General features: G+C 41.6%; 19 protein-coding genes and 6 tRNA genes. 8 read left to right on the top strand and 17 right to left on the bottom strand.

The genetic code is table 11. The features are described 5' to 3' along the window. The first annotated feature begins 151 nt into the window (after positions 1 to 151). Together V6W77_RS07985 and V6W77_RS07990 are read left to right on the top strand one after the other, a co-directional pair. The gene (locus V6W77_RS07985) at positions 152 to 454 is read left to right on the top strand and encodes a type II toxin-antitoxin system RelE/ParE family toxin (RefSeq protein ID WP_334254331.1); all 303 of its coding nucleotides are present in this window, start codon (positions 152 to 154) and stop codon (positions 452 to 454) included. A 52-nt stretch (positions 455 to 506) separates the two neighbouring features. Next, entirely contained in the window at positions 507 to 809 is a 303-nt protein-coding gene (locus V6W77_RS07990) for a helix-turn-helix domain-containing protein (RefSeq protein WP_334254332.1), read from the top strand. Between the two features lie 42 nt (positions 810 to 851). Here V6W77_RS07990 and rlmN read toward each other — a convergent pair whose 3' ends face one another. After that, on the bottom strand, positions 852 to 2012 hold the full coding sequence (gene rlmN, locus V6W77_RS07995) for a dual-specificity RNA methyltransferase RlmN (protein ID WP_334254333.1): 1161 nt from the start codon (positions 2010 to 2012) through the stop codon (positions 852 to 854). A 247-nt stretch (positions 2013 to 2259) separates the two neighbouring features. On the opposite strand from rlmN, the gene V6W77_RS08000 reads away from it, so the two are divergent. Both V6W77_RS08000 and V6W77_RS08005 read left to right on the top strand, forming a co-directional pair. Beyond that, positions 2260 to 3156, top strand: a complete 897-nt coding sequence (locus V6W77_RS08000) for a metal ABC transporter substrate-binding protein (protein WP_112110581.1) — start codon at positions 2260 to 2262, stop codon at positions 3154 to 3156. A gap of 11 nt (positions 3157 to 3167) precedes the next feature. Beyond that, a complete protein-coding gene (locus V6W77_RS08005) occupies positions 3168 to 3911 on the top strand; it encodes a metal ABC transporter ATP-binding protein (protein WP_025216715.1) in 744 nt (247 codons plus the stop codon). 47 nt (positions 3912 to 3958) lie between these two features. Here V6W77_RS08005 and V6W77_RS08010 read toward each other — a convergent pair whose 3' ends face one another. The 10 genes from V6W77_RS08010 to pepT form a co-directional block, all read right to left on the bottom strand. Continuing rightward, positions 3959 to 4768, bottom strand: coding sequence for a metal ABC transporter permease (locus tag V6W77_RS08010; RefSeq protein WP_025216714.1), 810 nt, complete (start codon positions 4766 to 4768; stop codon positions 3959 to 3961). Next, complete coding sequence (locus tag V6W77_RS08015; RefSeq protein WP_334254334.1) at positions 4761 to 5636, bottom strand: metal ABC transporter permease; 876 nt, start codon at positions 5634 to 5636, stop codon at positions 4761 to 4763. Before V6W77_RS08015 ends, V6W77_RS08010 begins: the two co-directional genes overlap by 8 nt. 83 nt (positions 5637 to 5719) lie before the next feature. After that, a complete protein-coding gene (locus tag V6W77_RS08020) occupies positions 5720 to 6502 on the bottom strand; it encodes a Rossmann-fold NAD(P)-binding domain-containing protein (RefSeq protein ID WP_334254335.1) in 783 nt (260 codons plus the stop codon). A gap of 53 nt (positions 6503 to 6555) precedes the next feature. Beyond that, positions 6556 to 6631 (bottom strand) — tRNA-Gly (locus V6W77_RS08025). A gap of 29 nt (positions 6632 to 6660) precedes the next feature. Beyond that, positions 6661 to 6747, bottom strand: a tRNA-Leu gene (locus V6W77_RS08030). 39 nt (positions 6748 to 6786) lie between these two features. Then, positions 6787 to 6873: transfer RNA gene (locus tag V6W77_RS08035), tRNA-Leu, on the bottom strand. An 18-nt stretch (positions 6874 to 6891) separates the two neighbouring features. Continuing rightward, positions 6892 to 6967 (bottom strand) — tRNA-Gly (locus tag V6W77_RS08040). A 25-nt stretch (positions 6968 to 6992) separates the two neighbouring features. Further along, positions 6993 to 7079, bottom strand: a tRNA-Leu gene (locus V6W77_RS08045). Between the two features lie 16 nt (positions 7080 to 7095). Next, positions 7096 to 7171 (bottom strand) — tRNA-Gly (locus V6W77_RS08050). A gap of 172 nt (positions 7172 to 7343) precedes the next feature. Next, positions 7344 to 8576 (bottom strand): peptidase T, encoded by a 1233-nt coding sequence (gene pepT / locus V6W77_RS08055; RefSeq protein ID WP_334254336.1) that lies wholly within the window; start codon positions 8574 to 8576, stop codon positions 7344 to 7346. Between the two features lie 204 nt (positions 8577 to 8780). On the opposite strand from pepT, the gene V6W77_RS08060 reads away from it, so the two are divergent. After that, positions 8781 to 9158: a cytochrome b562 gene (locus tag V6W77_RS08060; RefSeq protein ID WP_334254337.1), complete on the top strand. Its 378-nt coding sequence runs from the start codon at positions 8781 to 8783 to the stop codon at positions 9156 to 9158. Positions 9159 to 9303: 145 nt separating this feature from the next. On the opposite strand, the gene V6W77_RS08065 is transcribed toward V6W77_RS08060, so the two are convergent. Together V6W77_RS08065 and mfd are read right to left on the bottom strand one after the other, a co-directional pair. Beyond that, positions 9304 to 10188 (bottom strand): pirin family protein, encoded by an 885-nt coding sequence (locus tag V6W77_RS08065; protein ID WP_334254358.1) that lies wholly within the window; start codon positions 10186 to 10188, stop codon positions 9304 to 9306. A 203-nt stretch (positions 10189 to 10391) separates the two neighbouring features. Then, the gene (gene mfd / locus V6W77_RS08070; RefSeq protein WP_334254338.1) at positions 10392 to 13841 is read right to left on the bottom strand and encodes a transcription-repair coupling factor; all 3450 of its coding nucleotides are present in this window, start codon (positions 13839 to 13841) and stop codon (positions 10392 to 10394) included. 161 nt (positions 13842 to 14002) lie between these two features. On the opposite strand from mfd, the gene V6W77_RS08075 reads away from it, so the two are divergent. After that, positions 14003 to 15220 (top strand): aromatic amino acid transport family protein, encoded by a 1218-nt coding sequence (locus tag V6W77_RS08075; protein ID WP_176672144.1) that lies wholly within the window; start codon positions 14003 to 14005, stop codon positions 15218 to 15220. A 70-nt stretch (positions 15221 to 15290) separates the two neighbouring features. On the opposite strand, the gene hutX is transcribed toward V6W77_RS08075, so the two are convergent. From hutX to V6W77_RS08090, 3 genes are read right to left on the bottom strand one after another with little or no spacing between them, the layout of a single operon-like run. Then, positions 15291 to 15803, bottom strand: coding sequence for a heme utilization cystosolic carrier protein HutX (hutX, locus tag V6W77_RS08080; RefSeq protein ID WP_334254339.1), 513 nt, complete (start codon positions 15801 to 15803; stop codon positions 15291 to 15293). 55 nt (positions 15804 to 15858) lie between these two features. Next, positions 15859 to 18189, bottom strand: coding sequence for a TonB-dependent hemoglobin/transferrin/lactoferrin family receptor (locus tag V6W77_RS08085; protein WP_428981781.1), 2331 nt, complete (start codon positions 18187 to 18189; stop codon positions 15859 to 15861). A gap of 37 nt (positions 18190 to 18226) precedes the next feature. Continuing rightward, positions 18227 to 19462, bottom strand: a complete 1236-nt coding sequence (locus tag V6W77_RS08090) for a transferrin-binding protein-like solute binding protein (RefSeq protein ID WP_334254341.1) — start codon at positions 19460 to 19462, stop codon at positions 18227 to 18229. Between the two features lie 166 nt (positions 19463 to 19628). On the opposite strand from V6W77_RS08090, the gene hutZ reads away from it, so the two are divergent. Then, positions 19629 to 20147, top strand: a complete 519-nt coding sequence (hutZ, locus tag V6W77_RS08095; protein WP_025216704.1) for a heme utilization protein HutZ — start codon at positions 19629 to 19631, stop codon at positions 20145 to 20147. A gap of 150 nt (positions 20148 to 20297) precedes the next feature. After that, the gene (pepN, locus tag V6W77_RS08100) at positions 20298 to 22910 is read left to right on the top strand and encodes an aminopeptidase N (protein WP_334254342.1); all 2613 of its coding nucleotides are present in this window, start codon (positions 20298 to 20300) and stop codon (positions 22908 to 22910) included. Positions 22911 to 22970: 60 nt separating this feature from the next. Here the strand turns inward: pepN and V6W77_RS08105 are convergent, their stop codons facing one another. Then, a complete protein-coding gene (locus tag V6W77_RS08105; protein ID WP_334254343.1) occupies positions 22971 to 23243 on the bottom strand; it encodes an acylphosphatase in 273 nt (90 codons plus the stop codon). Positions 23244 to 23293 lie beyond the last annotated feature (50 nt).

Below are 23293 nucleotides of genomic sequence, written 5' to 3' on the forward strand. Positions count from 1 at the left end.
TTGCATAAAGAGGGAAATTTTTCGTGCGATTTTTTCGACGCAGATCGCAAAAATAGAAATTGGGGATTGCTTAGCTTTTATCTTTTTTGCACGATACTTGACATCAAACAAAACTCACATAAACTAACCACTGATGATTACAAGGTGGAGTATGATAGATCCCAATAATCAATCTGTAGCACCTTTTGAAGTTTCCCTGACAAAACAAGCTCAAAAAGAATTTCTAACATTACCAATTTCTCTTCAAGCGGCAACGGCTGATGTCATTACTGAGCTTAAATTATATGGAAATACACTTACCGAGTCTGAAGTAAAATCCTTTAATAACGGACTTAAAGAGTTAAGAGCAAAATCACGAGAAGGCATTTCACGCAGTTTCTTTTTCTTTATGAAAGGAAAACGAGCCTATATTGTGCATATATTTCAAAAGAAAACACAGAAAACGCCCAAGTAGCATCTTGAACTGGCTTTTGAACGAATGAAGAAATTAAAACAGGAATTAGAAAATGACAAAAGATCTTGATTTAGCAGTTATCTCTTTTGATGAAGTGTTACAGCAAGCGATGACAAATCCTCACTTTAAAGAGGAATTTGACGAGCTGAGAGTACAGCGAGAATTAGCTCAAATGCTAAAACAGGCAAGGCTTGAGAAAAACCTCACACAAGCACAAGTTGCCGAGCTTTCAGGGATTAATGTAAAAAATATCAGTCGCTTAGAACGAGGCGTCGTTTCTCCTAAATACGCAACGGTTGTCCGCTACGTAAATGCATTAGGTGGTTCATTCCAATATGTTCCACATTTAGGATAAGAAAACAAAAGGCAGGAAACCCCTGCCTTTTCTCTATTCAGATTACTGCGTTTTCACATCAATCCCTTGTCCAAACTTGCGTTTTTCTAAGGTACGTTTGGTGCGGTCGATCACATCGCCGGCAAGCTGACCGCAAGCAGCGTCAATGTCATCTCCTCGGGTTTTACGCACTGTTACGGTGAAGCCGTATTCCATCAGCGTTTTTTGGAAGCGATCAACACGGGAATTTGAACTCTTGCCATAAGGAGCTTCCGGGAACGGGTTCCAAGGAATTAAGTTCACTTTACACGGGGTATTTTTCAACACTTCCGCAAGTTGATGTGCGTGGTCTGTGCTGTCATTGACGTGATCTAACATCACATATTCAATCGTTACTTTACCGTGGTTAGCGTTAGATACATCTAAGTATTTATTCACCGATTCCATCAACATTTTGATGTTATATTTTTTGTTAATCGGCACTAATACATCACGCAATTCATCATTTGGAGCGTGGAGCGAAATCGCTAATGCCACATCAATTTGCTCACGCATTTTATCTAACGCAGGCACCACGCCTGAGGTAGAAAGAGTTACACGGCGTTTTGATAAGCCGTAGGCAAAATCGTCCAACATAATTTCCATTGCAGGAATCACATTGTTCATATTCAAAAGCGGCTCGCCCATTCCCATCATCACCACATTGGTAATCGGACGTACACCGGTTACGCCAAAGTTACCGATAATTTTAGAAGCTCGCCACACTTGCCCGATAATTTCTGACACGCTTAAATTTCGGTTAAAACCTTGTTGTGCCGTTGAGCAGAAAGTACAAGCTAACGCACAGCCTACTTGTGAAGATACACAAAGGGTTGCACGATCATCTTCCGGGATATATACGGTTTCGATTTGCTGATCGCCTACTTGCATCGCCCATTTGATTGTACCATCTGCCGAGCGTTGTTCTACTGCCACTTCCGGTGCTTTAATTTCCGCAATGCGTTTCAATTTTTCACGCAATACCTTATTGATATTGCTCATATTATCAAAATTATCTTCCCCAAAATGGTAAATCCATTTCATTAGCTGATCGGCACGGAAAGGTTTTTCCCCCATTTCCGCAAAAAGCTCACGCATTTCTTGGCGGTTTAGGTTTAATAAATTGATTTTTTCTTTCGGTTGGTCTGCTGCTCCACAGGCAGCATTAATGATTTGTTCTGACATAAAATTAGAAAGCCTCGTTGTTACACGTTTTGTGGCAAAAGGTTAGGACGAACTTGCCCTTGTTTTGCGATGATTTTTAAAGCGTGCAATTTTACTGGTTCTTTTGTTTTAAGGCTAGTGCTTTTTAAGTCAAAATGTTTTGGATAAATAATATCCTTATAAAATATAAGACTATTTACATCAATCTAAATGATCTATAGAATGCATAACGATAATAATCATTCTCAATAATAAAAGGAGGCTGAAGATGAAATTATCAACAATCAAAAAAGCATTAGTCCTAACCTTTGGTTTAAGCTCTGCAATGGCAATGGCAGAACCGTTTAAAGTTGTAACCACCTTTACCGTTATTCAAGATATTGCACAAAACGTAGCAGGTGATAAAGCTACTGTTGAATCAATTACTAAACCCGGGGCGGAAATTCACGATTATCAACCTACGCCAAAAGATATTGTAAAAGCCCAAAAAGCTGATTTAGTATTATGGAATGGTATGAACCTTGAGCGTTGGTTTGAGCGTTTCTTTGAAAATGTAAAAGGTAAACCTGCCGTTGTTGTAACCGAAGGGATTACGCCAATGCCAATTACCGAAGGCGAATATAAAAATCTACCAAATCCACACGCTTGGATGTCCACCGACAATGCATTAATTTACATTGAAAACATTCGTGCAGCTTTAGTAAAATACGACCCTAAAAATGCCGAAACTTACAACGCAAATGCAAAAGCCTATGCTGAAAAAGTCAAAGGCATTGCTGAGCCACTTCGCCAACGTTTAGCCTTTATTCCTGAGCAACAACGCTGGTTGGTTACAAGCGAAGGGGCATTTAGCTATCTTGCAAAAGACTACAACTTAAAAGAGCTTTATTTATGGGCGATCAATGCCGAAGAGCAAGGCTCACCGAAACAAGTTAAAAAAGTGATTGATGGCGTGAAAGCGAATAAAATCCCTGTTGTCTTTAGTGAAAGTACCGTTTCAGACAAACCTGCTAAACAAGTAGCGAAAGAAACCGGTGCGTTATACGGTGGTGTGATTTATGTAGATTCACTTTCAGAAAAAGATGGTCCTGTACCAACTTATTTAGATCTACTGAATGTTACCATCAGCACCATTGTTGAAGGTTTCGAGCGTAGTAAAAAATAACCAGAGTTAAAATGACAACACATTCAACCTCCATTTCCGTCGAAAATTTATCCGTCCGTTACAATAACGGACACATCGCCTTGCACGATGTGTCGTTTCAGCTTGAAAACGGTACGATTTGTGCATTAATCGGGGTAAATGGAGGGGGTAAATCCACACTTTTTAAAAGTTTAATGGGGCTGGTAAAACCGCTTACCGGCTCGGTTAAACTGAGTCAATTACCCATTTCTAAAGCCTTAAAGCAAAATTTAGTCTCTTATGTGCCACAAAGTGAAGAGGTAGACTGGCAATTCCCTGTTTCTGTTTATGATGTCGTAATGATGGGGCGATACGGCTATATGAATTTCTTGCGTATTCCTCGTGGAATTGACAAACAAAAAGCAGAACAAGCAATGGAGCGTGTCGGTGTTTTGCATCTGAAAGAACGACAAATTGGCGAACTTTCCGGCGGGCAGAAAAAGCGAGTCTTTCTCGCCCGAGCCTTAGCCCAAGAAAGTAAGATTATTTTGTTAGATGAGCCTTTTACAGGTGTTGATGTAAAAACTGAAAATGCCATTGTTGAATTGCTCAAACAGCTCAAAGAAGAAGGGCATTTGATTTTAGTTTCTACTCATAATCTTGCCAGCGTGCCAAGTTTTTGCGATCAGGTGTTAATGATCAACCGAACATTATTAGCCGCCGGCAAAACAGAAGAAACCTTTAATAATCAAAACCTAGAAAGGGTATTTGGTGGTTTATTACATTATCAAAAATAGTGTTTGAACAATAGGGAGGCTAACGCACTCCCTATTTTTTATTTGTGTTAGCGGATTTTAGAATACGCAAAACTTAGGAAAAAAATGACCGCTTGTACTAGAATGATAGTCGGACCTGTAGCAGCATCAATATGGTAGCTTAGTAAAGTACCAAATACAGATGAACCGACGGAAATCACTAACGCAATGGCAAGCATTTTATCAAACCGCTTTGTGAGCAAGTAAGCAGTAATCCCCGGTGTAATCAGCATTGCCACCACTAAAATCACCCCTACAACTTGCATTGCACTGATAATAGTTAAAGCTAATAGTGATAGCAAGCCATAGTGCAATAATTTCACCGGTAAACCAACCACTTTGGCTTGGTTCATATCAAAACAATAAAGTAAGAAATCTTTACGTTTGAGTAGCATAACTGCAAAGGTGAAAAGGCTCACTACTACTGTTTGGATTAAATCGCTTTTCGTTACACCCAATAAGTTTCCAAATAAAATATGGGTTAAATGTTCACCCGTATTAAATGCGGTAAATAATAGAATCCCAAAGGCAAACATACCCGAAAACACAATCCCCATAATGGTATCTTCTTTTAAACGACTGTTCTCTTTTAAATAGCCAACCGATAACGCACAAAATAAGCCCGAAGAAAATGCACCAATCGCAAGTGGTAAGCCTAATAATGAAGAAATCACCACACCCGGCAATACTGCGTGGGAAATGGCATCCCCCATTAAAGACCACCCCTTCAACACCAAATAGCAAGAGAGAACGGCACTCACACTCGCCACTAAAATAGCTGTGATGAGGGCGGTTTGCATAAACTCAAACTGAAGAGGTTCTAAAATCCAATCAAGCATTTTGCCCCTCCCCTTCTCGCTCTTCTCCTTTCACAAATTGACCTTTTTGCGAAACTAAACCATATTTAGGAGCGAAACAAAATGCAGCGAGAAAAATCAAGGTTTGCAGGCATACAATCACAGCTCCTGTTGCCCCATCTAAAAAGTAGCTTAAATACGCTCCTAGCCCTGAAGTTAGTGTGCCGATAATCATTGCAATCATCACGACTTTAGAGAAACGATCCGACAATAAATACGCCGTTGCTCCCGGTGTTACCACCATCGCAATCACTAAAATTGCCCCAACAGTTTGTAATGCCACTACCACACAGGCACTTAACAGAGTAAAGAAGATGACTTTATAGCGTAATGGCGAAATACCCACTGAAAGAGCGTGGTGCTCGTCAAAAAAGACGAGTAGCAAATCCTTCCAAAATAGGATCAAACCGAGTAACGAAATGGCGATAATCAGTACCACTTGCCACAAATCTTCATCAGCAATCCCTAAAATATTTCCCATCACAATGGAATTTACGTCCACTGATGTCGGATTTAAGGAAACAATAAACATTCCTAAGGCAAAAAAGGTGGTAAAAATAAAGCCGATGACAGCATCTTCTTTAATTTTTGTGAGGCTTTTTACCCAAAGAATTGATAATGCCGCCAAAATCCCCGAAAAAAACGCTCCAACGGCGTAAGGTAATTTTAACGCATAAGCAATGGCAACTCCTGGCACGACTGCGTGCGACAAGGCATCACCAATTAAAGACCAGCCTTTTAGCATTAAAAAGGCGGAGAGAAAAGCACAAACCAAGCCCACTCCCATACTCACAAAAATCGCTTTTTGCATATAGTTGTAGGCAAAAGGTTCTAATAAAACATCAAGCATAAAATCCTAACAAGTTGTTGATAATAGTTCGCATATACTACCATATAAACCACTTTGTATGTAGGGATTAAACCTGTATTTTGCTAAATATCTAATTTAAAATCGTAAGGATTCGGATAGCGATAAACAAAGCCTAGCTCTCTGCAAATTTTGTCTGCTTTTACTACTCTTACAAGCGGTTGATTTTCGTCAGAAAATTGCAAATCGCTCAAGCCTAAACGTTTTGCCATTTCACCATAATACGCTTTACGGGTAGGGTGCTGTTCTGCACATAAATGGAAAATGCGTTGCCCGTTTGGTTTTTCTAAAAGCAGGGAAATTGCAGATAAACAATCCTCTAAATGGACTAAATTCACGGGTTGGTTTGGTGATTTCAAATTCGATTTTCCCGCCAAATAAAACACTGGGTGGCGTTGCTTGCCGACTAGTCCAGCTAATCGCAAAATATCGCAATCAATGTCTTGGCTTAATAGCCAGCTTTCTACTTTTGCCAGTAATTGTTCTAGCTGAACGTCCGAATTTTCATCAAATTCGCCGGATTGCATCGGCAGCACTGAGGTAGAGCTGATGAAAATCAAATGTTTTAAGCCTTTAGTCATCGCAAATGATGTCAGTTTTTGAATACCTAAAAAATAATCCTCTTCACTTGTCGTAGAAGGCGGCAAAGCAATAACCATTGCATCAGTTGCCAAAATACGCTCAATGTCAGGCGTAATGGCAAAATGATTTAAGTCTAGCAGATAGCACTCAAACGGCAAATCGCCCACTGTGCGTTTTGAACCAGCAACTTGCCAGCCCTCATTTTGTAATTTTTGGGCGAGCGGTAAACCTAGCCAACCTAAGCCAATAATGGTGATTTTTTTCATAAATTTTAGGCATAAAAAAAGCACCTTGTGGTGCTATCTGCTCTTTTTAAGATTGGAGCGGGAAACGAGGCTCGAACTCGCGACCCCGACCTTGGCAAGGTCGTGCTCTACCAACTGAGCTATTCCCGCATATTTGGTATTTTTTTAAATTACCGAAATGGTGCCCGAGGCCAGACTTGAACTGGCACGCCCCGAAAGGCGAGGGATTTTAAATCCCTTGCGTCTACCGATTCCGCCACTCGGGCTTCGATAATGTTTTGATTTTAAAATTGTCTTTTTCTAAATGGTGCCCGAGGCCAGACTTGAACTGGCACGCCCCGAAAGGCGAGGGATTTTAAATCCCTTGCGTCTACCGATTCCGCCACTCGGGCGACACGATATAGAAAAATTGGAGCGGGAAACGAGGCTCGAACTCGCGACCCCGACCTTGGCAAGGTCGTGCTCTACCAACTGAGCTATTCCCGCAAATTTTAAATTGTTGATTTCTAAATGGTGCCCGAGGCCAGACTTGAACTGGCACGCCCCGAAAGGCGAGGGATTTTAAATCCCTTGCGTCTACCGATTCCGCCACTCGGGCAGCACGATATAGAAATTGGAGCGGGAAACGAGGCTCGAACTCGCGACCCCGACCTTGGCAAGGTCGTGCTCTACCAACTGAGCTATTCCCGCATTTAAAAACGCTACGAACTTCGTAGCGTCTCAACAGGTGCATATTCTATGGATTTCCGATTTAATGTCAAATAAATTTACAGGAAATCTTTAAAAAATGGTTTAAGTGGCGAAAAATAAGGCTTTTTTGCAAATTTTTGCACAAATTTAACCGCTTGTAATTCACTCTGGGCTAAAATTGATACTCGGTAAAGCCTGTTGCAATACCAACTACAACCGTTGCCGCCTTTTCCATTGTATCAACAGAAATAAATTCAAAACGTCCGTGGAAGTTCTCTCCTCCGGTAAATAAATTCGGACAAGGCAAGCCCATAAACGACAAACGAGAGCCATCTGTACCACCTCGAATCGGCTCTAAATTCGGATCAATGCCCTGCTCACGCATCACTTTTTCCGCAATCTCAATCAGGTATGGATAGCCGTCTAGTACCTCACGCATATTGCGATACTGTTCAATAATCTCAACTTTGCCGCAGTTTTCGCCGTAAATTTTCTGCATTTCTGCCATCGTGTCTGTCAGCATTTTGCCAAATGTTGCCAACTCTTCACGCTCAAAACTACGAAGAATATAACGCACTTCTGCTTTATCTACACCGCCTTCAATATCGTGCATCATAATAAAACCTTCACGATGCTCACTAGTTGCCGGGGTTAAATGTGGTGGTAAACGGTTCTGGAATTCACACGCTCGTTCTAACGCATTGATCATTTTACCTTTTGCCGTGCCGGGGTGAACGCTGCGACCAAAGAAAGTTACCACTGCGGCATCGGCATTGAAATTCTCATACTGCAACTCGCCAAGCGGGCCGCCATCTAAAGTAAAGGCGACATCGGCACCAAAGGCTTTCACATCAAAATGATCTGCTCCTCGCCCAATCTCTTCATCGGTGGTAAAACCAACGCGGATTTTGCCATGCGAAATCTGCGGATTGGCTTGTAAATACTCAATCGCTGAGAGAATGATCGCAATGCCTGATTTATCATCTGCACCAAGCAAAGTTGTGCCGTCAGTGGTCACTAATGTATCGCCAACTAACTTGTTAAGATTCGGAAAATCCTGCGGCGATAAGCGGTCACCGCTGCCCTTTAGTAAAATATCGCCCCCCTCATAACGCTCAATAACTTGTGGTTTAACATTTTCGCCACTGAAATCAGGCGAGGTATCCACATGGGCAATCAAACCAAGTACAGGGGTTTTTTTATCCGTATTCGCAGGTAAGGTAGCAAACAGATAGCCGTTCGGATCAAGATAAATCTCTGTCAGCCCCATTTGGCTCACTTCATCTTTTAGTAAATGCAATAAATCCCACTGCTGCGGCGAACTCGGCACATTTTGGCTTTTTGGATCGGAAGTGGTGTGAATTTGGGTGTAACGTAAAAGGCGATTGAGAAGCTGCTGTTTCATTGTTATTCCTGAAATCTTTTGAAAAGAAAGTAATGTAAATTTTATGGAAAATTCTACCGCTTGTATATCATTTTAGCCATCAAAAGAATGGCTATTTCACCAACAAATCTCTTTTATTCCGCAACTCGCGGATGCTATAATTTCCGCCGATTTACCGGCTCAAATTTTGAGCTTTTTGATTACTTTAATCGTGGGAACTTAACTATGTTAAAACTTAAAACACTTTTCGTCGCAGCAACTTTAGGTGTGGCAGCAATCTCAGCCCAAGCAGGCTTAAAAGATGATATGCAAGGCATTCTTGGTGCAGTGAAAGAAATGGCAGCATCAACAACTTCTGAACAATATATCAAAGCGGCAGATGCGTTTGTGGCTAATGCGGCTTCAGCACAAAACACCTTACCAATAGATTTCAACACCAACGATGCCAAAGCGGTTGAAGGCTACAAAAAAGGCTTACAAGATGTGATCGATGTGGCTAACGAAGGTAAAAAATTAGCAGCTGAAGGCAAATTAGCGGAAGCTAAAGCGTTATTAGCCAAATTAGAAGAGCTAAAAAACCACAACCATAAACTCTATAAATAATGATAGATGTTGAAAAGCCCGCTTGTAAGCGGGCTTTTTTGTTTGGGATTTTGCAAATATTAAACTATATGCCCAATTTACATCAAAATAAAAACGGTGGATTTTTGCAAAATTCTACTCAAAATCCACCGCTTGTCACGCCTAATTAGCCGTCAATTCGACCAAACTTTCCGCTTTGAACATCGTGAATGGCTTGAACAATCTCCTCTCGACTGTTCATCACAAACGGGCCGTAGCCTACCACAGGCTCATTGAGCGGCTCGCCGGTTAAAATCAGCAATTTGCTGTCATTATTTGCGTCAATAACCAGCTCTGAACCGCCACGTTCAAAAGTGACTAACTCGCCTGTACGAGCCAGCGACGTTTCGCTAATTTGCACGGTTCCGGATAGCACCAGCACAATCACATTATGACTCTCTGCCAAATTGAACGTTGCTCGTCCGCCTGCATTTAGCACCGTATCCCACATATTGATCGGGCTGAATGTTGAAGCTGCCCCATTTTTGCCGAGTAACTCACCAGCAATCACTCTAACGGTTCCCGCATTATTTTCCAGCTCGACCGTAGGAATATCTGCCGAAGCAATGGCTTGATATTTTGGCGGTGTCATTTTGTCTTTTTTCGGCAAATTGACCCAAAGTTGCACCATTTCAAATACCCCACCGGTTTTAGCAAAATTTTCTGAGTGCATTTCTTCGTGCATAATGCCTGAACCAGCCGTCATCCACTGCACATCGCCTGCTTTGATTGTACCACCGCCACCGTACGAGTCACGATGAGAAACTTCACCTTGATAGGCAATTGTCACCGTTTCAAAGCCACGGTGCGGATGCTCTTCCACGCCACGCAGGTCAAACTCAGAATTATCCTGACGCCCACCTTGGAAAATTTTTGGTGGGTTGTAATCCATCAATAAAAACGGATCGAGATGTTTATCCGTATCTTGATAGCTAAACATCGATTGAACGTGGAAACCGTTACCGACCCAATGTTTTGCCGGTGCTGCCCAAACGTTTGATACTTTTTTGATTGTCATAATAATGCTCCTATATTTTGTACCAGAACCCTGTGTTCTGTTGATGGGAGAATTATAATTACAAACAAAATGTAGATAAATACTGATTTAATTTATTAATTATTTCATTTTAATAAACAATGTAGAGTTGTGCGATTGCTTGAAAAATTAGTCTAAGCGTGTAGCAAAAGGGCAGATTTAATCCGCCCTTTCCGCTTCTATCCGTCTATAATCTCTTTTAGCAAATTCTCCACAAATTCCAACCGCTTGCTATTCTCTTCCAGCGGTAATCTGAACTTGAATTTCACCGCCCCTTCGAAGCTGTACACCGCCGGTTGTTTTTGAATAAGCTGAATAAACTTCATCGGGTCAGGTTGGGCAGTCGGTTTGAACTCCAAGTAGCCACCGTTAATGCCCGCATCGATTTTCTTCAAGCCGAGCGGTTGGGCAGCGAGGCGGAGCTGGGTGATCGCAAACAAGTTTTTGGTCGCCTCCGGCAGTAGCCCGAAACGGTCGATCAGCTCGATTTTGAGATCTTTGAGCTGATCGAAGCTTTCCGAACTTGCGATCCGTTTGTAGAACGACAGTCGCATATTCACATCCGGTAGGTAGTCGTCCGGCAGTAATGCCGGTACTCGCAGTTCAATCTCCACTTGGTTTTGGGTGATTTCGTCCAAGGTCGGTTCACGCCCTTCCTGCAAGGCTTTGACCGCATTTTCGAGCAAGTCCATATAGAGCGAAAAGCCGATGCTTTCGATCTGCCCGCTCTGTTCACTACCAAGCAATTCCCCTGCTCCCCGAATTTCCAAATCGTGAGTGGCAAGGGCGAAACCTGCACCGAGATTATCGATAGTACTCATCGCCTCCAAGCGTTGCTCGGCATCTTTGGTCAGCGTTTTCGGGTGTGGCGTGAGCATATAGGCGTAGGCTTGGTGGTGCGAACGCCCCACACGTCCACGCAGTTGGTGGAGCTGTGCTAAGCCGAATTTGTCCGCCCGCTCGATGATAATTGTATTGGCGGTCGGCACGTCAATCCCCGTTTCGATAATGGTCGAGCAGACCAGCAGGTTAAAGCGTTGATGATAAAAATCGCTCATCACTCGCTCCAACTCTCGCTCTCGCATCTGCCCGTGACCGATCACCACTCGGGCTTCCGGCACAAGCTGGCTGAGTTTTTCGGCACAATTTTCAATGGTCGCCACATCGTTATGCAGGTAGTAAACCTGTCCACCACGCAGAATTTCACGCAAAATCGCCTCTCGAATCACCGCTTCATCACTTTGTCGCACAAAGGTTTTGATCGACAGGCGGCGAGCCGGTGGGCTGGCGATAATCGAGAGATCACGCATACCGTTCAACGCCATATTGAGCGTTCTCGGAATTGGCGTGGCGGTGAGCGTGAGAATATCCACGTTGGCACGCAGTTGCTTGATTTTCTCTTTTTGACGCACGCCGAAACGGTGTTCTTCATCAATTACGAGCAAGCCGAGATCACGGAAAGCAACATCGTCCTGCAACAGTTTGTGCGTGCCGACCAAAATATCGACCTTGCCTTCAGCGACTTTTTCCAAAATCGCTTTCTGCTCTTTGGCGGTTTTGAAACGGGAAAGCACTTCCGCGTTCACCGGATAATTGGCAAAACGGTCTTTAAAATTCTCGTAATGTTGTTGAGCAAGTAGCGTGGTTGGGGCGAGAATGGCGACTTGTTTATGGTTCATCACCGCAAGGAAAGTCGCACGGATTGCCACTTCGGTTTTGCCGAAACCGACATCGCCACACACCAGTCTGTCCATCGCTTTGGCCTGGCACATATCGCTGATAACGGCGTTGATCGCCATTTTCTGATCGTCCGTTTCCTCGTAAGGGAAAGTGGCACTGAAACGGTCGAACTCCGCCTTATCGTAGGAAAAGGCGAAACCAGTCTGGCTCTCCCGTTTGGCATAGACATCAAGCAACTCCGCTGCCACATCTCGGATTTTCTCCGCCGCTTTCTGGCGAGTTTTCGCCCACGCCTCGCTGCCTAATTTGTGTAACGGTGCGCTTTCATCCGCGCCACCAATATAACGGCTGATTAAGTGGAGCGATGCCACCGGCACATAGAGCTTGGCATCGTTGGCGTAATGCAACACCAAATATTCAGCTTTCATTCCGCCTGCGTCCAGCACGGTCAAACCACCATAGCGACCCACGCCGTTTTCCAAATGTACCACCGCTTGCCCGATTTTCAGCTCCGCCAAGTTGCGAATCAGCGTATCGGGATTGACGGTTTTACGGTTTTTTTCGCTACGTTTTTGTTGGACTTTTTCGCCAAGCAGGTCGGTTTCGCAAATAATCGCTAAATCTCGACCGCTTGTTTCAATCACAAACCCTTGATCCAAATTGGAAATCATCAACGCAAGCGGTTCAATTTCATCGGAAATTTGCAAAATTTGCTTTGGTTTTACGCCAAGCGGAGCAAGCAAATCCAACAGCGTTTCTCTTCGCCCTTCGCTCTCCACCGAGAACAAAATATCGCCCTTAAATTTTTGGCGGAACTGTTGGAACGCCGCAAACGGCTCTTTTGCCCCTGATTGAATCGCAAGATCAGGCAAGTTCGCCACATTTGCATTCATTTTCGCTGCCGATTTACGGATTTTCTCGGCAGTTATGGTTAAACGAGGGTAGCCTTTCAGCCAGCGGTTCACTTCATCAATCGCAAACCAGAGATCACTCGGTGGTAATAACGGACGCATCGGATCCACTCGGCGGCTCTCAAAACGGTTTTGTATATCTTGTTGAAATTGCTCGGCTTTTTGTTGAATATCGGCGTAAGTGATAAACAATGTGTTAGGGTTGAGGTAGTCAAACAGGCTCGCCATTTCCACAAAAAACAGTGACTGCCAGTATTCGATCCCAGCATTCAGAATGCCCTTGCTGACCTGTTGATAAATATGCTCCGGCTCACGGCGGATTTCACCGAAAGTTTCACGGAATTTGGCTCTAAAATGCTCGATCCCGTTGCTATCTGTCGGGAACTCGTGGGCCGGCAGTAAATTGATTTCGGCAATTTCCGCCTTAGTGCGTTGGCTATCCACGTCAAAGGTGCGGATAGTGTCGATTTCATCGTCAAAAAAATCCAAGCGGAACGGCTCGTCCGCCCCCATTGGGTACAAGTCCAAAATCGCCCCACGCACCGCATATTCGCCATATTCCAGCACCTGATCCACCGCCCGATAGCCGGCATTTTCCAACTGCAAACGCAGGTTTTGAATCGAAAAACGGTCGCCTTTTTTAATCAGTAGCACATTGTTGGCGAGATAGCTCGGCGGGCAGACTTTCTGCATTAAGGTATTGATTGGCAACAGAAAAATCTGCTTACGCCCTTGTTGTAGCTCAAACAGGGCGGACAGCCGGGAAGAGATAATATCTTGGTGTGGTGAGAAATTATCGTAGGGCAAGGTTTCCCAGTCGGGAAAAAGTTGCACCGGCAGATTGGCAAATTGCGGTAGCGATTTTTCCAGCCGTAACGCCGTGCGGGTATCAGGGGTAACGACCACCGTTAAGCCGTTAAACTGTTGAGCGGCTTGGCTAATCGCAAGTGTATCGGAATGGCCGACAAGGTTGCCGAGGGTTTGGTGATCTTGAAAATTGCCGCCAATTTGTGGCAGATTAAGTGAAATTAGAGACATACAAGCGGTCTATTTTTGATAAAAAATTACAAATTGTCTCTAGTTTACTAAAGCAAACCAGATTGTGCAAAATAAGCTGAAAAATTATTCTATCTCTCCCGATAGCATTGCTGAAAATTTCTGATAGAATAAATTCCCTTTTTAATTTACTCAAAAAAACTATGAAAAATAAAATCTTAGGAAGTGCATTAATGATTGCAGGCACCACAATCGGTGCGGGTATGCTTGCAATGCCGCTAACCTCTGCGGGTATGGGTTTTGGTGCAACTGCTTTATTACTCATTGGGTTATGGGCATTATTGGCTTATACAGGCTTGTTATTTATGGAGGTATATCAAACCGCTCCACAAAAAGATGTGGGGGTAGCAAGCCTCGCGGAGCAGTATTTTGGTTTGTTCGGACGTGCTTTAGCGACTTTTAGCTTGCTTGTTCTACTCTATGCGTTACTCTCAGCTTATATTACCGGTGGTGGTTCACTGCTTAGTGGTATTATGCCGGAAATGGTAGATGCTGATATGAAACTTAAAATCAGCATTTTAATTTTTACAGTGGTATTAGGTGCCTTTGTTGTAGTTGGTGTGAAATCCGTTGATGGTTTAACCCGAGTGCTATTTCTTGGAAAAATCATCGCTTTCATTGCTGTGTTAGTGATGATGTTACCAAAAGCGAAACTAGAAAACTTAACAGCCATTCCGTTAGATAATTTATTAGTGCTTTCTGCTGTGCCTATTTTCTTTACGGCATTTGGTTTCCACGTAATTATGGGGACTATCAATACCTATTTAGATGCTGATATCGGCAAAATTCGTAAATCGATTTATATCGGTACGGCTATTCCGTTAGTTGCTTATTTATTATGGCAATTGGCTACGCACGGTGTATTAAGTCAAAACGAATTTACGACTATTTTAAAACAAGACCCTACTTTAAACGGCTTAGTAACTGCAACCAGCCAAATTACAGGTAGCACAATTTTAGGCGAAATGGTTCGTTTGTTCTCTGTACTTGCATTAATTACCTCATTCTTAGGTGTTTCGATGGGTATTTTTGAAGGTGTGGGCGATTTATTAAAACGCTTAAACTTACCAACTAACCGCTTATGGCTGACTATTGCGACCTTCACGCCGCCACTGTTGTTTGCGTTGTTCTATCCGGATGGTTTTATTATGGCTTTAGGTTATGCAGGTTTATTATTTGCCTTTTACGGAATGATTTTACCTATCGGTTTGGCGTGGAAAGCTCGTAGACAGCACCCAAATCTGCCTTACCGTGTAATTGGCGGTAATTTAGCCTTAGTTATCGCCTTAATCGCAGGTATTTGCATTATGGTCATTCCATTTTTAATTCAGCTGGGTTATTTACCACAAGCTGTGGGTTAATAAACCGATAAAGGCTACGATTTATCGTAGCCTTTTTACAAGCGGTTAAATTTGAGTAATCTTTTGCAAGTTAGCCGATTAATTTATATAACGCCCTGATTTGATCTTCTTTTAATGCCCCACCTACTTTTTCTCTGCCGACAAAAATCTTAAACATCGCATTCCCTTTTTTGTTGATAAACACCAACGAAACCGTGCGTTTTCCTCTAAATGGGCGGTCTAATAGATAAATCTTGGCACAATTTTCATAGCGTAAATGCCCTTGTAAACCGCCATTTTCTTTGTGTTCAAAATTGTAAAATCCACGAGAAATTGAACCGCTTGGTAATTTGCCAACAAACTCAACAATCGCATCTTCCGTATGCGAAATAAAGGTAATTGCATCGTCCCATTCGTGAATTTCTTGTAGAATTTCAGCAAAGCGTTCCCCATCTGTTACTTTAAGCATATCCGGTGGCAGGTTAAGTATTACATCTTCCAGCGAACATTGATATTTTGAAGCAACCATCTCTAAAATTTGACCTGAATTTTCATTTAATTCATTGCGTAAAGCGGTTTGTTGTTCTTGAGTTAGCACTGACATTGTTTCTCCTTTAATCAGATAAAAATCGGACACATTAATGTGTCCGAATACTTGATTAGAACTTAATCTCTATTGATGCTGAGTAATTACGACCCGGTGCATAGAAACGCTGTAAACCTTTTCCGTCTCTATCTACTACATTGGTTGTGCTATTTGCATTAATACCTCTTAAGGCGTCCCAAGTGTGGTAGGTTCGGTTAAACAGGTTATAGACACCCGCCCTTAACGTAATATTTTTAGTCGCTTTATAGTATCCAAAAAGATCAAACACATAGGCTGATTTATTGAGATATTTATAGGTGGTAACTTTGGGAGCATAGCCTCTTGAACTATAAACATTTTCAACCACCTGAGCATCTTTGGCTTTTTTCGCTCCAAGATAAGTTAAGCGATTGAAAATACCCCATTTACCACTCGTATCTTCGTAATCTAAACCCAAAATCGCTTTAACAGGTTGAATAGATAATAAGCTACTTTCGGTAGAAAGTTTCCCTTTACTATAACCAACTGCACCTGATACTTTCCAGCCATTCAAATGTTCTGTAAATGAGCCAAGATTGAGAGCTAATTTTGCTTCCAATCCCCTAATTCGGGCTTTATCAATATTGACCATTTGCTGTCTAGGTGTTTCAAAATATCTTGAACAACCATAATAAGCACATTGTCTATAGTAAATATTGTAGTTTTTAACGATAGTTTCTTGCTCAAATAAGAAATCTTTATAGTTGCTTTGATAAAGATTTAAATCAAAGCTCCCTTTCTTATCTTCCGCAGTAACTGAAAGCGTATGAGTAATGCTACGCTCAGCTCTTAAATCAGGGTTAGATTGCCATTTTCCATAAGGGCTATCAAAGGTAAAATACATCTCTGATGCAGTTGGAATACGGTAACCTGAGCCAACGTTATAACCCACTTTCCAAACATCATTAAGCTGAGCTTCTAAATCAAGAAAGCTACTTACTGTTTTAAAAATAGCCTTATCAGGCTTACCCTCACGTTTACACGCGGCACTGCAAGCTGCATTTAACTCTTGCGGCGTTAATTTTTCATAATTAAAACGTGAACCAAACTGAGCGGTAATAATAGGCGACCAGTTATCAAATGTAGGATTCCAGACTACTTTATCCTTAATCGTTACTCCTAACTGAGTTGTTCTTACAGGATACTGAATAGTGTATTCACTGGTTGGTGCCCCAATAATCGTATCATAATTGATGTTTTTAAAATCCCGTCTACCGACAAAGGCTGACACCGAAAGCTGATGTTCACCCAAGGCTTTATAAGGAAACTCAAACGGCTGGCTATCCGCTTGCATACTCACTCGAGTATATTTTGTTTTCATTCGGCGATCATAAATTTCCATCAACTCTTTGGGATTGCTCTGGTTTGTGAGAAAGTTCCAAGATCTGAGACCTTTATAATTTACTGCTGCCAAATCTGTATATTGGTAGTCAATATCGGTTTTAAATAATGCTAAATACTTAGATTCAGGGGTAAAAGCGTAATTTACATTCGCATTAATACGCTTGTTCTGATCATCAGCTTCACGCCATAATGAGCCTATTGAAGTATAAGAAAGCTCGTCAGTATAACGGCTACCTTTTTGTCCATTAATCGAAAAAGCAACTCTATGCTCCGGGTTAAAGGCATAACCTAACTTGAATAAATAATTGTTGGTACGATGTCTTACCGGATCCGGCTTTTGTCTGGCACTAAATAATTCAATATCGCCACGCCCGTTACTCTTGAGCTCGTGCCCTGCTCGATGGGAATAGAGCAATGCAACATCCAACTTTTCACCAAGATAGCCGACACCAACCGTTTTAACCCATTCTCTGTTTTTACTTGAATAGCCTGCTTTCGCTAAACCACCAAATCGATTTCCATTAGATACTAAATCAACTGCATCTAAGGTTTTATAGTTTACCGAACCGCCTAACGAACCACTGCCACTATTAAAAGAGTTTGCTCCTCGATAAATATCAATACCCGTTGTTAATTCAGGATCAATACTTAGTCTGGAAGAGTTAAAATTACCATAGCGACCATATAATGAGTTTTCTTCCGAATCAGGCAAAGAAACCCCATCTATACTAATACCAACACGGTTTCCCTCAACGCCCCTCATTGCAAAACCTTTTAGATGGCGACCATTATCACTAATACCGACATCTGTTGTATAGCGAACAAGATCTCGGCTATCATTGATCATCTCTTGCTGAACTGCCTTACGTGATTTCTGAATTAAATTTGCCTTAGTTTCTTTTTCCGTAACCACAACTTGCTCAAGTTCTACCGCTTCCTCAGCGAATACAGGCTGAATTGCAAAAAAACTGAAAAAAAGACCGCTTGCAATAGATTGTTTTTTATTCATATCAAATCCTATTTTGCTCCCCTTTTAAAATTAAAGGGGAGAGCCTTTTTTACTGTTTCGTTACACCAAATACACCCTGAACTTTATCTGATTGGTAAATACCTGATAGATATTTCGCATCATCGCCAAAGAAACCGGCTTGCATTTTGACCTCTTTATTTTCATTAGCAACTCCCGAAATAGAGTTCTCGGTGATTTTACTGTCAAAAGTGTAAGCCTCCACCCTCGTACTTGCCGTACGACCATTTTGAGCTGCCGCAAACTCTGTGTTTAATTCAACACGAGCTGTTTTATCTGCAAAATTCACTTTAGCATAAGCTGACCCGCTGTCTGCCCCCCAAGAACCATATTTATGCGAAACTTGCCCCACATTTCCTAAATAAGTAAATATCCCTTCTTTAGGCATATTAGAAACCTCTGTGGCTTTACCTTGTGAATACACATAACCTTTTTCCGTTCCTTCGTGGTGATAAACGCCATAACGGACAGTTGCACCAGAGTGATCCGATCGGCTTGCTCCCCCTAAATTATTTCTCCAGCCGGGATATACAGCATCAATACCAACATCAACTGCATTCCCTCTATCATCAATTACCGTAATATAACTAATTCCTTCTCGAGTATCCGGAGCATCTATAGATGAAACTGTGCCATCTTTATCTTTTACCAAAACACCACCAGAGAGTTTACCGCTCGCTGCCGTCATTTTTCCTGAGGCTCCCCCAAAGATTTTATCGCTAATTGGTGCTCGAGATTTTGCCTCTTCTAAATCTGCTTTCGCTTTATTTAAGTCCTCTTGTGCTTTTGCTGCATCTTCTTGTGCTTTTTGAGCATTATTAATTGCATCGTTAGCTTTTTTAGCTGCGTCATCTGCCTGCTTTTTAATGGCTGCCACTTCTTCTTGAGATTTAGCCAAAGCCTCTGCCAATCTAGCATCACCAGCCTCTGTTGCCGCTTTGATAGCATTTTTTAATTGTTCGTCTAATTGTTGTACTAATTCTGCTGTTTTCGCTTCATTCCCCTTAGCTTCTGCTAATTGGCCTTCTAATTTTTCAATTTCACTTTTACTGGCAGATTGAGATGAAGCCAGCTTATTTTGCAAGCGTTGTAATGTACTTTGTAGATCAAACAAAGAGGAATTTAGATCCGTTACTTCGCTTTTTAGAATTTCATACTCTTGTTTATCTACTTTGTTATTAGAGCTACCACTAGAACTGCTGGAAGAACAAGCTGACATACCTAACGCACAAAGAACGGCAAAGGTTGATAATATTATTTTTTTCATACAAATCCCCTTAGGTTTATTCAATTTTAATAAGCATTCAATAATATAAATATCGGCAAGGAATATAATTCAAATAAAAACTATTTTCAATATCATTCTTATTGATCGAACGCTCATTTTTTCAATATAATAAATAGGCTAACCCAATCATTAATAAGGAGAAATAATGACAACAAACCGCCAAGAGGTTTTACAAAACCGTTTAGGTCCTGAACTAGAAGAACTAAAACAACAAATTAAGACGATTGTAATGGCAACAACAGATAAAGATGGCACTCCAAATGTGAGCTATGCTCCTTTTGTTATTCACAATGGCGAATATAAAGTGCTTATTTCAATTATTGCCCGCCACGCACGAAATTTGCAGGAAATCCCTAAAGTTTCCCTAATGCTGATTGAAGATGAAAACAAAAGTCGCCAAATTTTTGCACGTCGTCGTTTAACCTTTGATGCAACAGCCCGTATTATTGAACGCGATCAAGAGGAATGGAATATAAGCATTAATGCACTTAAAGCCAGACACGGTGAATTAATTGATGATCTATCTAATATGCAAGATTTCAAACTCTTTAGCTTTAAACCAACCGCAGGTTTATTTGTGAAAGGTTTTGGACAAGCATTTGATGTTGGCGTTGATGATTTAATCAGCTTAGTACATCTCGATCAAGGACACCAAACCCTATAATTTCAGTACTTCCTAAACGGCTATAAATGGCAATATTTATAGCCGTTTTGTTTGATACAAGCGGTCATATTTCTTGGAAAATTTGCAATAAATTTAGTACAATAACCAGCACTATTCTAGTGGCAGAATGCCAATCAACAAGGAAATCCTATGCAACCTAAAGCCAAACTAAGAAAAGATTATAAAGCACCAGATTTCACTATTACTGACATTTATCTTGATTTTCAACTTGACCCTGATCGCACCTTTGTAACCTCAGCATTGACTGTTGAACGTAAAAACCCTGATGCGACCACCCTTCGCTTAGATGGTCATAGTTTTGATTTCCTTTCGATTAAATTTAACGGTGAACCATTTTCATCTTATGAAAAAGATGATGAATCTTTAACCTTAAATTTAGCAGAGGTAAAAGCCGATCGTTTTGAACTGCAAATTGAGACAGCCTTAAATCCTACACAAAATACCTCACTACAAGGTTTATATAAATCGGGCGACGGACTTTGCACACAGTGTGAAGCTGAGGGTTTTCGCCAAATTACTTATATGCTTGACCGCCCCGATGTACTTGCAAAATATACGACAAAAATCACCGCTAGTAAGAGCAAATATCCTTACTTACTCTCTAACGGTAACCGTATTGCTCAAGGTGAATTGCACGACGGCAGACACTGGGTGGAATGGCAAGACCCATTCTTCAAGCCAAGCTATTTATTTGCATTAGTGGCTGGCGATTTTGACCTCCTACAAGATAAATTCATTACCAAAAGCGGACGTGAAGTTACCTTAGAAATCTACGTTGATCGAGGTAATTTAGACCGTGCCCCTTGGGCGATGGAGAGCTTAAAACGCTCAATGAAATGGGACGAAGACCGCTTCGGTTTAGAGTACGATTTAGATATTTATATGATTGTTGCCGTTGATTTCTTCAATATGGGAGCGATGGAAAACAAAGGATTGAATATTTTCAACTCTAAATTTGTATTGGCAAAACCGGAAACCGCAACCGATACCGATTATTTAGATATTGAAGCAGTTATCGCCCACGAATATTTCCATAACTGGACGGGCAACCGCATTACTTGCCGTGATTGGTTTCAATTAAGCCTAAAAGAGGGTTTAACCGTTTTCCGTGATCAGGAATTTACTTCGGATTTATGGGCTCGTTCGGCAAAACGTATCGAAGATGTACGTCTATTGCGTACAGTGCAATTTGCCGAAGATGCCAGCCCGATGGCACACCCAATTCGTCCGGAAAAAGTCATTGAAATGAACAATTTCTACACTGTAACTGTGTATGAAAAAGGAGCTGAAATCATTCGTATGATCCACACTCTATTAGGTGAAGAAAAATTCCAACAAGGAATGAAGCTCTATGTGGAAAGACACGACGGTTCAGCCGCTACCTGTGAAGATTTCGTTAAGGCAATGGAAGATGCTTCAGGCGTTGATTTAGAACAGTTCCGCCGTTGGTATAGCCAATCGGGAACACCTGAACTCACGATTTCCGATGAATATGATGAAGCTCGCAAAACCTATCGCTTGCATATTTCACAAATGACACCGCCAACGCACGATCAATTGGAAAAATTAAACTTACACATTCCATTGAAAGTCGCGTTATATGGCGAAAATGACGGTAAAAATATTCCGTTACAGTATGAATTATTAACGGTAAGTGATGTATTAGATGTTACCGCTGAGCATCAAACCTTTGAGTTCCACAATGTAACGCAACGCCCTGTGCCTGCATTATTGTGTGATTTCTCTGCTCCGGTGCGTTTAGATTACAACTACACTACCGAACAGCTTTTAACCTTACTCAAACACGCTGAAAATGATTTCGTACGTTGGGATGCTGCACAAATGCTCTACACCAATGAACTGCGTGAAAATTTAAGCCGTTATCAGCAAAATCAGCCGTTTAGCTTCTCAGAAGGTTTAGCAGATGCTTTAACGTTCGTGTTGGATAATTCAGCCAAATCGCCTGAATTAACCGCATTAACGCTCACATTACCGAAAGAAACTGAATTTGCTGAGTCGTTTAAAACCATTGACCCAACGGGTATTTCTCTTGTCCGTGAGTTTATGCAACATTCGATTGCTACCGCATTGCAAGATAAATTATTCATTGTTTATAACCAAAACAAATGTGATGCTTACCAAGTGGTAGCGGAAGACATTGCTAAACGTGCGTTACGCAATGTCTGCTTAAGTTATTTAGCCTTTACTGACTTAGGTAATACCCTTGTGCATAAACATTACAATAATGCAGACAATATGACCGATACTCTAGCCGCATTACAAGTAGCAACCAAAGCTCAGCTAAGTTGCCGTGATGCGTTATTGGCAGATTTTGAGGAAAAATGGAAGCACGATGGCTTGGTAATGGATAAATGGTTTATGATTCAAGCCACCCGCCCGGACGAAAATGTATTAGCGATTGTGCAAGGTTTAATGGAACACCCAAGTTTCAACTTTAACAATCCAAACCGACTACGTTCATTGGTAGGGGCATTCTGCGGTCAAAACCCGAAAGCTTTCCACGCTATTGATGGCTCCGGTTATCGTTTCTTGGTAGATACCCTCATCAAACTAAATGAAAGCAATCCACAAGTGGCTGCACGACTTATTGAGCCACTCATCAAGCTTTCTCGCTACGATAATCAACGCCAAACCTTGATGCGTCGTGGTTTAGAGCGTTTACGTGAAAGGGATAATCTCGCTCGTGATTTATTCGAGAAAATCGAAAAAGCATTGGATTAGATAACAAACCACAAGCGGTTGAATTTTGTAAATTTTTTACTAAAAACGACCGCTTGTACTTTAATCTCTTATCTCAAACCCCTCAAAGGTTTCCCTACCGTTATAATCACTAACGATGACTCGTTCTACTTTTGCAGAAGGCGAGCCTTTATGTAGCCATTGTTCCAATTGAGCCATTGCCAGCTCATCTGTAGTTGCAACAACTTCTACCGAGCCATCATTACAGTTTCTCACATAGCCTTTCACTCCCAATTTTTCAGCCTCTTTTAAGGTGAAAAAACGAAAAGCAACACCTTGCACCCGACCATAAATCGAAAACCGTTTTACAACCATATTTTCCTCAAAAAAATTAGGCTGCTTATTTTTCAATAAACAGCCTAAAA

Origin of the sequence: Mannheimia indoligenes (genome assembly GCF_036880405.1) — a bacterium.
GTDB classification, from domain to species: Bacteria; Pseudomonadota; Gammaproteobacteria; order Enterobacterales; family Pasteurellaceae; genus Mannheimia; species Mannheimia indoligenes.

What these genes read in the sequence shown, in the direction of transcription:
- mfd (WP_334254338.1), bottom strand. Translation starts at nt 13,841, where the DNA reads ATGTCTCTAATTTCACTTAATCTGCCACAAATTGGCGGCAATTTTCAA.
- rlmN (WP_334254333.1), bottom strand. Translation starts at nt 2,012, where the DNA reads ATGTCAGAACAAATCATTAATGCTGCCTGTGGAGCAGCAGACCAACCG.
- V6W77_RS07990 (WP_334254332.1), top strand. Translation starts at nt 507, where the DNA reads ATGACAAAAGATCTTGATTTAGCAGTTATCTCTTTTGATGAAGTGTTA.
- V6W77_RS08005 (WP_025216715.1), top strand. Translation starts at nt 3,168, where the DNA reads ATGACAACACATTCAACCTCCATTTCCGTCGAAAATTTATCCGTCCGT.
- V6W77_RS08105 (WP_334254343.1), bottom strand. Translation starts at nt 23,243, where the DNA reads ATGGTTGTAAAACGGTTTTCGATTTATGGTCGGGTGCAAGGTGTTGCT.
- V6W77_RS07985 (WP_334254331.1), top strand. Translation starts at nt 152, where the DNA reads ATGATAGATCCCAATAATCAATCTGTAGCACCTTTTGAAGTTTCCCTG.
- pepN (WP_334254342.1), top strand. Translation starts at nt 20,298, where the DNA reads ATGCAACCTAAAGCCAAACTAAGAAAAGATTATAAAGCACCAGATTTC.
- pepT (WP_334254336.1), bottom strand. Translation starts at nt 8,576, where the DNA reads ATGAAACAGCAGCTTCTCAATCGCCTTTTACGTTACACCCAAATTCAC.
- V6W77_RS08015 (WP_334254334.1), bottom strand. Translation starts at nt 5,636, where the DNA reads ATGCTTGATGTTTTATTAGAACCTTTTGCCTACAACTATATGCAAAAA.
- V6W77_RS08000 (WP_112110581.1), top strand. Translation starts at nt 2,260, where the DNA reads ATGAAATTATCAACAATCAAAAAAGCATTAGTCCTAACCTTTGGTTTA.
- hutX (WP_334254339.1), bottom strand. Translation starts at nt 15,803, where the DNA reads ATGTCAGTGCTAACTCAAGAACAACAAACCGCTTTACGCAATGAATTA.
- V6W77_RS08010 (WP_025216714.1), bottom strand. Translation starts at nt 4,768, where the DNA reads ATGCTTGATTGGATTTTAGAACCTCTTCAGTTTGAGTTTATGCAAACC.
- V6W77_RS08075 (WP_176672144.1), top strand. Translation starts at nt 14,003, where the DNA reads ATGAAAAATAAAATCTTAGGAAGTGCATTAATGATTGCAGGCACCACA.
- V6W77_RS08020 (WP_334254335.1), bottom strand. Translation starts at nt 6,502, where the DNA reads ATGAAAAAAATCACCATTATTGGCTTAGGTTGGCTAGGTTTACCGCTC.
- V6W77_RS08090 (WP_334254341.1), bottom strand. Translation starts at nt 19,462, where the DNA reads ATGAAAAAAATAATATTATCAACCTTTGCCGTTCTTTGTGCGTTAGGT.
- hutZ (WP_025216704.1), top strand. Translation starts at nt 19,629, where the DNA reads ATGACAACAAACCGCCAAGAGGTTTTACAAAACCGTTTAGGTCCTGAA.
- V6W77_RS08060 (WP_334254337.1), top strand. Translation starts at nt 8,781, where the DNA reads ATGTTAAAACTTAAAACACTTTTCGTCGCAGCAACTTTAGGTGTGGCA.